Raw genomic sequence first — 9909 nt, 5'->3', positions numbered from 1 at the left:
GGCTCTCGCCGATCTTGCAGTTCCTGCAGCGGCATAGGGGATGAATGCGGACAAAGCGACGACCGAAAGTGCAAGATCGGCGAGAGCCCGGGGCTTGGGGGCTCGTGAGGGGCTGTGGGTTAGGCGGCGGAGAGCAGGACGCCGTCTCGGCCTTGGCGTTTTACCGCGTAGAGGGCCTGGTCGGCTCTTTTCAGCGTGCGGTCTGGGGTTTCGCCGGGGCGGGGGAGGGCGATGCCCACGCTGATCGTGCGGCCGATGCGTCGGGCCGCCTCGGTCAGCCGTTCGGCGATCCGGACCGCCTCCTCCGGGCGGCTCACCTCGATCACCGCGACGAACTCGTCGCCACCGATCCGGTACAACTCGTCGCCGTGCCGCAGCGCCTCCTCCAGCGCCCGGGCCAACCCGACCAGCACCCGGTCGCCGGCCTGGTGGCCGTACGTGTCGTTCACGGTCTTGAAGCCGTCCACGTCGATCGCCAGCAGGGCCGTACGGCCGGGGGTGGCCGCCGCGATCCGCTGCCCGAACGGGCCGGTGTGCCGTAACCCGGTCAGCGGGTCGGAGCTGGCCTGCTCCCGCAGCCGGGCCAGCGTGCGTAGCCGGTCCACGCTCGTCCAGGCCTGCCCGGCGAGCAGTTCCATCAGGCTGACAGTGGTCGGGTCCGGACGCAGCGCGCGTTCGTCGGCGACCAGCAACACCCCGCCGGCGTCCGTCGGCCCGACCGGTACGGCGACCAGGGTGCGTACCCCCGCCCGGGTCAGCGGACGGTAGTCCTCGGTCGGGGGATGCCCGGCCTCGCCCAGCGTGTACCCGGCGCCGTACCTGTGTGCCCGCTCGACCATCCGGTCCAGGGCTGCCGGACCCGCCCCGGCCAGTTCGGCGCGAATCCGGGTTTCCAGGTCGTTCGGCATCGCCGGGGACGGGCCGAGCTGAGCGCCGATCAGGAGCAGCGCGGTGGAGAGCGTGGAGACCTCCCGGGCGGCGCGGGCGGCCACCCCTATCACCTCCCCCTCGGTCGGAGCGGAGGAGAGCGCTGCGGCGTGCCGGAGCAACTTCTCGCTGCGGCTCTCCGCTGGTGGGCCACCGAGGGCGACGATCCGCGCGCCGAGCCCGTCGGCGAGCCGCTGCGCGGTCTCCCGCCACGGCTCCAGGTCGGTCGGCTCACTCCACTGCAGGTCGAGTACGCCGATCGCCCGACCGGTCGGGTCCAGTACCGGTACGCACAGCTCGGCGGTCACGTCCGGGCGTACCGGCAGGTAGTCCGGGTCGACCGTGACGTCCGGGACGACGGCGGGAGCGCCGGTGGCGTACACCCGGCCGACGATGCCGGTGCGTGCCGGCACGGTGGCGAAGACCTGCCAGGCTCCGGTCGCCGCCACGCAGCGCAGGCGGTCGTGGACCGCGAGCAGCACGGAGATGGTCGCCGGGGTGTGGCGGGACAGCGCGGTGACCGTCCACCGACACGCCTCCGGCGTGCTCGACGCCATCGGCAGGCGGGCGGTGACGTCACGGATGACTCGCTGATGATCCACTCGCACGTCGTTCCAGGTAGGGGAGGGGTCCGGCCGACGCCGAACCGCTCGATCAAGCGTACTCACGGTGGCTGGAACAGTCGGGTTTCGTACACACGTGCTATCCACAGGCTGTGGACGCAGCCTGTGGACGCACGCCCCCCGGGATGCCGCGCCTGGCGATAGCGTGGAGCATCCCGGCGCCGAGGAGGCGAGCCCATGCTCATCGCCCAGCTCAGTGACCCGCACCTGACCACCGGCCTGCTCGCCGCCGAACCGGCCGCCGGGTTGCACCGAGCGCTCGGCCGGGTGCTGGCGTTGCGACCCCGACCGGCCTGCGTGGTGATCACCGGCGATCTGGTCGACCACGGCCAGCCCGACGAGTACGCGGGCCTGCGCGAGGTGATCGGCCGGTTCCCGCTGCCGGTGCACCTGGCCACCGGCAACCATGACGACCGGGAGTCCCTGCTCGACGCGTTCGGGGGCACTCCGTGGCTCGGTGGCGGCTTCTCGGCCTACTACCACGTCGACCACGAGGCGGCGTCGGTCGTGGTGCTCGACTCGCTCGTCCCCGGCAGCGACGGCGGCCAACTCGGCGAGGAGCAACTCGGCTGGCTCGACGGGGTGCTGGCCGGGCGGCCCGAGGTGCCCGCCGTGCTCTTCCTGCACCATCCGCCGGTCGCGGTCGGCATCCCCGCGGCGGACTCCATCCGGCTCGCCGACGGTGACGCGCTCGCCGAGGTGATCGGCCGGCACCCCCACGTCGTACGGGTCGCCGCCGGCCACCTGCACCGCCCGGTCACCACGGCGTACGCGGGCACGGTCCTCACCGTGGCGCCCAGCACGTGGAAGCAGAGCACCCTCACCATGAGCGCCGACGAGCAGATCGGTTGGGTCAACGAGCCCACCGCCTTCCTGCTGCACTCGGTCGAGGCCGGCGGCTGCGTGACCCACACCGTGCAGGTGAGCCACTCCGCCGGGCAGACCTGCGGCTTCTGAGGGCGTCACCATGCTGGCCTGGTACGTCTCGTACGGCTCGAACATGCACGCGGCCCGACTGGGCTGGTACATCGGCGGCGGCTGCCCACCCGGCGGAAAACGGACGTACCCGGGCTGCCGCGACCGGCGGCCACCGAGCCGGTCGACGCCCGTGTCGCTGCCCGGAGGCATCTACTTCGCCGGCGAGTCCGGTGCCTGGACCGGCGGCATGGCCTTCTACGACCCGCACCTGCCGGGCGAGGCCGCGGCCCGCGCCTACCTCGTCACCCTGGAGCAGTTCACCGACATCGCGGCACAGGAGATGTACCGCCCGCCGGACGACACGACCGCACTCATCCCGGCGACCGGCACGGCCATCGACGCCGCCGTCGCCAACGGACGAGCCACGCTCGGCCCGGGACGGTACGAGACGCTGATCTGCCCGGGCAGCCGCGACGGCGTTCCGCTGCTCACCTTCACCGCCCCCGAGGGGGCGTCAGCCGTGCCGTGCCGACCACCAGCGCCGATCTATCTCGGCATGATCGCCCGGGGCCTACGCGAGTCGCACGGCTGGCCGGCCGAGCGGATCGCCACCTACCTGGCGGCCCGGCCCGGCGTGGCGGGCGCCTGGCCGCCTGACGCCGTAGCGGCTTTGGTCGAGAAGGCGCTGGTCATCAGCTGACCTGCCCAGGGCCGCCGCCCGCCGGCCGGGTGGTGCGCTGGTGGCGTCAACCGAGGAGGAACTCGCGCAGCGCGGGGGCCAGCGTCGTCGGCGGCACATCGTGGTAGCCGCCGTCGAGGCTGACGGACCGGCCACCCGGAACCGCCTCGGCCGCCGCCAGGCTCGCGTCCCGCAACCACTGTGGACTGCCGGTGCTGTCCACCGCGAGGGTCGGTGTGGTGATGGCCGCCAGCTGGCCCTCGGGGAGTCTTCCTCCGGCGGTGATGATCGCGTCGTACACCAGGGTGTGCGCGACCGCCGTCAACCCACCCCACATCGGTTGCGACCTCATCGCGGTGATCTGCTCGGCCGGCAGCCCCACCGAGGCGCTGAGGAAGGTCTCCACCGCGCCGTCCCGGTCGTCGGCGGCGATCAGCTCGATGAGCTGTGGGGTGATGTTCTTGCGGACGCCCACGTGCGAACCAACCTGGAACGGCGGCTCGAACAGGACCAGCCCGGTCACCGGCAACCCCTCAGCGGTGGCGAGGGCGGCCAGGACGGCGCCGGAGGAGATGCCGTAGACGGCGGCGGAACCACCTGCCGCCGCGATCAGGGCAGCCAGATCGTCGATCTCGCGGCCGATCTCGTACGGCGTGGTGTCGCCGCTGTGGCCCCGACCCCGACGGTCATAGCCGAAGACTGTGAAATCCGGTGCCAACGCCGCACCCAGGTCGCGGGTCGCGTTGCGATCACTGAACGCGCCGCCGACCAGGACGACCGCCGGCCCGGCACCGGACCGTTCGAACGCGATGGGTGTGCCGTCCGCCGATCGCACCTGCTCCACCACCGGAGTCGATCCGCTCACGATGCCTCCTGCCCGCGTTGGCTGTCCCGTCCTTTCTAGACCCTGGGTCCGACACTGTCCGGCAGACCGCGTCAAACGCCGATCGATTCGGGCCTCGGCGTACGCGCTGCTCCGATGTGCTGCCCGGGTCGACCGGTCGGCATCCGGATGAGAGGCTGTCGGGGCGGGGGCCATGCTCAACCGCCGCCATCCGCGACCCTTTCGACGGCGTCCGTCGGCGGCCCCGGTCGACCCACAGGCCGGGCACCGTACGCGCCGATTCTCACGAGGAGATCCATGTTCATACCCGGGATGCGTCGGGCCGCTGTCGGCCTGACCGCGCTCGCGGTGGCCGCCCTCGGCGCGGTCGCCACCAGCCCTGAGCAAGCCGACGCGCGGCCGAAGCCGGTCGACGTCACACTGCTGGCCCTCAACGACTTCCACGGCAACCTCGAACCGCCGACCGGATCCAGCGGCACCATCGCCGGGCAGCCCGCGGGTGGTGTCGAGTTCCTGGCCACCCACCTGGCCGAGCTGCGCGCCGCAGCCAAGAAGAAGAACACCATCACGGTCGCCGCCGGTGACCTGATCGGCGCGTCCCCGCTGCTCTCGGCCGCGTTCCACGACGAGCCGACCATCGAGGCGCTGAGCATGGCCGGGCTCGACTACGCCAGCGTCGGCAACCACGAGTTCGACGAAGGCGCCGCCGAGCTGCTGCGAATCCAGAACGGCGGCTGCCACCCGGTGGACGGCTGCGTCGACGGCACCCCGTACCGCGGGGCCGGCTTCCAGTACCTGTCCGCGAACGCCTTCAAGACCGCGACCGGCAAGCCGCTGATGGCCCCGTACGCGATCCACAAGGTGCAGGGCGTCAAGGTCGGCTTCATCGGCATGACCCTGGAGGGCACCCCACAGATCGTCAGCCAGCAGGGCGTCGCGGGCCTCAGCTTCGCCGACGAGGCGGACACCGCCAACCGGTACGCTCGCGAGCTGCGCCGCAAGGGCGTACAGGCGATCGTTGTCCTGCTGCACGAGGGCGGCACCCAGGCCGCGACCGGTGGGATCAACGACTGCGTCGGCATGACCGGCCCCATCGTGGACATCACCAACCGGATGGACCCGTCGATCGACGTGGTGGTCAGCGGGCACACCCACCAGGCGTACAACTGCGACATCAACGGCAAGCTGGTCACCAGCGCCAGCTCGTTCGGTCGCCTGGTCACCGACATCGACCTCAAGATCGATCGTCGGAGCGGGGACGTGCTATCCGCCGCCGCGAACAACGTCGTGGTCACCCGTGACGTCGCCAAGGACCCGCGGCAGACCGCGCTGATCAACCGGTACAAGACGGTGCTCGGCCCGGTCGCCGGACGCCAGGTCGGCGTGACCAGCCAGGCGATCACCCGGAGCCAGGAAACCCTCTTCGGTACGAGTCTGGGCGAATCGCCACTGGGCAACCTGATCGCCGACGCGCAACTCGCCGCCACCGACAACGAACAGAACGCAGTCGCCGCCCTCATGAACCCGGGCGGGGTCCGGGCCGACCTCGACGCCGGCCCGGTCACCTACGAGGAGGCGTTCACGGTGCAGCCGTTCGCCAACAACCTGGTGACACTGGACCTCACCGGCGCGCAGCTCTACTGCGTCCTGGAACAGCAGTTCGTCACCGGTCGGACCCTGTACCCGTCCGCCACCGTGGGCTACGTGGTCGACCCGAACGGCACCACCGGCACGGTCGCCGACCCGTGCGCCGGCACCCGCGTGGTCCGGGGCAGCCTCACCCTCGGCGGCACCGCCGTCGACACCGCCGCCACCTACCGGGTGACTGTGAACAACTTCCTGGCCGGCGGCGGTGACGGCTTCAGCGCCCTCACCGGCGGCACGAACCTGGTCACCGGCCAGATCGACCTGGACGCCTTCGTGGACTACCTGACCGCCCAGTCGCCGGTCTCCGCACCGACGCTGGACCGGATCCGCACCACCGCCGAGGTCCCCGCCGCCTGACGGCCGACCCCGCGATCATCGGGCCCCGGAGCACCAGCTCCGGGGCCCGACCCGTCCCAGACACCGCACCACCCGTGCCCGTGTGCGTGTGCGCGCCCGCGCCCGTGTGCGCGCCCGCGCCCGTGTGCGCGCCCGCGCCCGTGTGCGCGCCCGCGCCCGTGTGCGCGCCCGCGCCCGCACTCGCGCCGCTCCGGGCAAGATCAATGAGGAAGATCCGCGCAACATCAGGGTTGTTGGTGCCTCCCGCGCGCCCGAGGCACCAACATCCGGGAAGTTGCTCGGATCTTGGCGCGGGTCGCGGGTCGCGGGTCGCGGGTCGCGGATCGCGGGGTGTTCGAGGTCAGACGGCGGGGGCGGGCGCGGGGTTGGGGGACGCCGCGATGGTCGTCGCCAGGCCGTCCTGCTCGGTGGTGAGCAGCCGGCGCAGGGACAGCGCTACCAGCGAGGCGAGCAGGCAGCCGCCGACCACTGTCGCAACCCAGACCATGCCGTTGGCGGCGGCGAGGAGCGGGCCGGCGGTCACCGGGCCGATCACACCGCTGATGCCGAAGATCATCGAACTCATCGCGTTGTACCGGCCGCGCAGCTCGTCGGTGGCCAGCGCGTTGGTCAGAGCGGGCATCACCGGGGACAGCATCGTCTCGCCGAAGCCGAAGATCGCCGAGCAGAGCACCACGCACAGGGCGGCCAGCACAGCGTTCTCACCGCTGACCAGGCCGGCAGCGCCGAGGACCAGCCAGGCGGCGGCGAACACCGCACCCACCACGGCCAACGCCCGGGTGCGGCTGCGCCCTTCGATTCGGCGGATCACCAGCAGTTGCGCGAGCACGATCATCACGGTGTTGGCCGCGAGCGCCCAGGCAACGACCCGGGGGTTCACCTCGGCCACCCGCACCGCGTACGCGGCGAAGCCCACCTCCACTTGCGCGTACCCGCAGGTGGTCAGGATCAGCCCGAAGATCACCAGTCGCCGGAACGGGCGGTCACGGAGCACCGTCAGGTAGCCGCCGGGCGACGGTTCGTCGGCGCCTCGACGTTTGCCTAGTCGGTGGCCCACGCCGGGCAGGGTGAGCAGGATCAGCGCCGGCATCAGGTAGGTCACCGCGTCCAGCAGGTAGATCGTGTGGAAGGTGCCGGGCCGGGCGGTGTCGACGATCGCGCCCGAGGTCATCCCACCGATGCCGATGCCGAGGTTGAGCAGGGCGAAGTTCAACCCGAAGACGCGTTGCCGCTCGTCGTCGTCGGTCAACGACGCGAGGATGGTGTTCTGCCCGGACCAGATCGCCGAGCTGCCGATGGCGATCACCGTCATCACCAGCAGGGCCGAGCCGGTCGAGTGGACCAGCGCCAACGAGCCGGTGCCGATCGCCTCGATGAGCAGGCAGGGCACCACCACCCGGCGGGCGCCGATCCGGTCGATCAGCGTCCCGCCCAGCGGCGACAGGGCCAGGGTGACCACGCCGTACCAGCCGATGACGAGCCCGGCCCGGGTGTCGGTGAGCCCGCGTACGTCGGTCAGGTAGATGAACAGGAACGGCAGGGTCAGACCCCGCCCGATCGCCGACAGCAGAGTGCCGAGGAGGATCCGGCGAGCTTCCGAACGGCGGGGCAGGGCACGACGCAACATGCCCGCATTCTGTTCGGTGGGTCTGACGCCACGCGAACCGTTTTGGCCACGTCTCGCGGTCACCGGGGCCGCCGGGTGACCAACCCCACGTTGATCCACCCGCCTTGATCGCGGTCGGGCGGTGTCCGCCGGGTCTGCGATGCTGGCTCGATGACCGGCACCTGGCGACATCTGCCCGCTACCGCCCGCGCCATCGCGGTGACCGCAACGACTGCCGTCGCCGCCGCCCAGGCACGCGACGGTCAGGCGTACGACGAGGCGGTCGGCGGTCTCGCCGCGGACGAGCGTTCCGGCCTGGTGCTCGGCGCGGTGGTCCGGTTGCTGTTGGAGGAGAGCCATCCGGACGGGTTGACCGGCGACGACATCCGCCAGGTGTTGACCCGCTGCGTGCAGGAGTCGACGCGGTGGCGAACGGACGTCGACCCGCACGTGGTGCTCGTCCTGCTGGCCGGCGCGTTGGGGGTGTACGACCCCGACGGCGACGAGTCACCGCCGGACGCCTCGGCGCTGGCCCGACACGCCCCGCTGCTCGTGGCCGACCTGTTGGCGGCGACCAGCGTGCCGTTGGACGACTACCTGGCCGCCGCGTTCACGGAGATCGAGCGCACCGAGCGGCAGGACTGAGATCGCGCGTACCGACCGGCAGGACTGACCGGTTCGCGTCACCTCGAAGGGCGTGGCGCGGACGTGCGTCAGGCCGGGTCGGGGGCCCGCCGCGCCACGACCTCCAGGTATCCCGCCGGGATGCGGACCGTGGCGTCGGTGGCGCGGTTGTGGGTGCGGGCCAGCTCCACCAGATCGGCGTGCAGGTCCGGGCGTCGTTCCTCGGGCAGTGCCTCGAACGCCTTCAACGTCGGCCCGTAGTTGACCCGGAAGAAGTCGGCGAACTCCTCGGGTGTGCCGAAGCGGAAGACGAACTCCCGGCGTACCGCCCGCAGTTCACTGACGGCCGCGCCGAGCAGCTCGCGGACCCGGCCCTCGTCGCCCCACTCGGCCGGCGGGCGCAGCCCCGCCGGTGGCGGCACGTGCCGCCCCACCGTGCGGAACAGGTCGCCGATGAAGCCCTGCGGCGTCCACGCCGCCAGCGCCACCGTGCCGCCGGGCCGGCAGACCCGGACCAGCTCGGTCGCCGCCCGCTCCTGGTCCGGCGCGAACATCACGCCGACGACGGAGAGCACCGCGTCGAAGGACCCGTCGGCGTACGCCAGGCGCTCCGCGTCGCCGGTCACGAACGTGATCGGGAGTCGTTCCGCAGCGGCGCGGGCCTTGCCGCGTTCCAACAGTTCGGGTACGTAGTCGACGCCGGTCACGATGCAGCCGCAGCGGGCGGCGGCGATGGCGGCGTTGCCGGACCCTGTCGCCACGTCGAGGACGCGGGCGCCGGCCGACAGGTCGGCGGCGGTCACCAGAAGCTCGGAGATCGGGTGGATGAGCGCGGCGACCGCGCCGTAGTCACCGCTGGCCCACGTCACCTGCTGGCGTGCCTTCACGGCGATGAGATCGGGTGCGATGGTCATCGGTGGTCCCCCTCGGACATTGTGGTGTGCCGCTGACGTTAGGGGCGGCCGCCCCTCGGGGGATCGGTAGAAACACCTATATTCGCAGCTGAAGGCCGGTCGGCCTGACGTCCCTGGTCCTGCCATCGCCGAGCTTCGCGTCGATGCTCGCTACGAGCCGGCATTCGCGGTCGTCGAAACCCAGATCAGGAACACGATCGTCGCGACAACCCCGGCGACCGCGGCCAGCCCGGCCACCAGGGCCGCACGAGGCGAGTTGCGCCCGCGCAGCTCCGAAGCGGCGGTGATGGTAAACAGCAACGCGAACACTTCAAACCCAGCGAGCCCGAGCAGTCCGACGAAGCTCAGCAGACCCTCGACCATGTCGCGGCCAAGAAAGATCACCTGGGCGCTGTACGCCGCTCCCGCCCAACACACCGTCGCCAGGCCCGCCAACACGTACACGGCCAGAAAGGAGATGGCGGTGGCGCGGCCGGCCCCCGGGGTCACAAGGGGTGCCCCTGCCGGGCCGTCGGGCGGGATGAACGGTTGAGGCGTCTGAGGGTGGGTCATACGCGGACGCTAGCCACGCGGCCGTGGCACCGGAATCGGTCGACAGGGCTTGCCGCGGCAGACAAAAAGGCCAGGTGAGAGAAGATCTCACCTGGCCTTTTACCTCTGGTCGGGGTGGCCGGATTCGAACCGACGACCTCTTCGTCCCGAACGAAGCGCGCTACCAAGCTGCGCCACACCCCGAGGCGTGCCGACAAATAGTAGCCCACCCGCCCCGA

9 protein-coding genes and 1 tRNA gene are annotated in these 9909 nt (G+C 71.6%); 4 read left to right on the top strand and 6 right to left on the bottom strand.

The window, feature by feature from the left end; translation table 11 throughout:
• Positions 1-119: 119 nt before the first annotated feature.
• Positions 120-1529, bottom strand: coding sequence for a sensor domain-containing diguanylate cyclase (locus KBX71_RS10815; RefSeq protein WP_210817798.1), 1410 nt, complete (start codon positions 1527-1529; stop codon positions 120-122).
• A 198-nt stretch (positions 1530-1727) separates the two neighbouring features.
• Between KBX71_RS10815 and KBX71_RS10810 the strand changes: the two genes are divergently transcribed.
• Together KBX71_RS10810 and KBX71_RS10805 are read left to right on the top strand one after the other, a co-directional pair.
• A complete protein-coding gene (locus KBX71_RS10810) occupies positions 1728-2507 on the top strand; it encodes a phosphodiesterase (RefSeq protein ID WP_210817797.1) in 780 nt (259 codons plus the stop codon).
• A gap of 10 nt (positions 2508-2517) precedes the next feature.
• Positions 2518-3168: a histone deacetylase gene (locus KBX71_RS10805; protein ID WP_210817796.1), complete on the top strand. Its 651-nt coding sequence runs from the start codon at positions 2518-2520 to the stop codon at positions 3166-3168.
• A 46-nt stretch (positions 3169-3214) separates the two neighbouring features.
• Here KBX71_RS10805 and KBX71_RS10800 read toward each other — a convergent pair whose 3' ends face one another.
• Positions 3215-4012, bottom strand: a complete 798-nt coding sequence (locus tag KBX71_RS10800; RefSeq protein ID WP_210817795.1) for an alpha/beta fold hydrolase — start codon at positions 4010-4012, stop codon at positions 3215-3217.
• Between the two features lie 276 nt (positions 4013-4288).
• Here KBX71_RS10800 and KBX71_RS10795 point away from each other — a divergent pair, with 276 nt between their 5' ends.
• Positions 4289-5995 (top strand): bifunctional UDP-sugar hydrolase/5'-nucleotidase, encoded by a 1707-nt coding sequence (locus tag KBX71_RS10795; RefSeq protein ID WP_210817794.1) that lies wholly within the window; start codon positions 4289-4291, stop codon positions 5993-5995.
• A 340-nt stretch (positions 5996-6335) separates the two neighbouring features.
• On the opposite strand, the gene KBX71_RS10790 is transcribed toward KBX71_RS10795, so the two are convergent.
• Entirely contained in the window at positions 6336-7622 is a 1287-nt protein-coding gene (locus KBX71_RS10790; RefSeq protein WP_210817793.1) for an MFS transporter, read from the bottom strand.
• A gap of 150 nt (positions 7623-7772) precedes the next feature.
• On the opposite strand from KBX71_RS10790, the gene KBX71_RS10785 reads away from it, so the two are divergent.
• Positions 7773-8246, top strand: coding sequence for a hypothetical protein (locus KBX71_RS10785; protein ID WP_124815161.1), 474 nt, complete (start codon positions 7773-7775; stop codon positions 8244-8246).
• A gap of 68 nt (positions 8247-8314) precedes the next feature.
• On the opposite strand, the gene KBX71_RS10780 is transcribed toward KBX71_RS10785, so the two are convergent.
• The 3 genes from KBX71_RS10780 to KBX71_RS10770 form a co-directional block, all read right to left on the bottom strand.
• The gene (locus KBX71_RS10780) at positions 8315-9139 is read right to left on the bottom strand and encodes a class I SAM-dependent methyltransferase (protein ID WP_210817792.1); all 825 of its coding nucleotides are present in this window, start codon (positions 9137-9139) and stop codon (positions 8315-8317) included.
• A 150-nt stretch (positions 9140-9289) separates the two neighbouring features.
• Complete coding sequence (locus KBX71_RS10775; RefSeq protein WP_210817791.1) at positions 9290-9583, bottom strand: hypothetical protein; 294 nt, start codon at positions 9581-9583, stop codon at positions 9290-9292.
• A 214-nt stretch (positions 9584-9797) separates the two neighbouring features.
• Positions 9798-9874, bottom strand: a tRNA-Pro gene (locus KBX71_RS10770).
• Positions 9875-9909 lie beyond the last annotated feature (35 nt).

This window comes from Micromonospora sp. D93 (assembly GCF_018070365.1).
Lineage (GTDB): Bacteria > Actinomycetota > Actinomycetes > Mycobacteriales > Micromonosporaceae > Micromonospora > Micromonospora ureilytica.
This window is presented reverse-complemented; position numbering and strand designations above follow the sequence as displayed.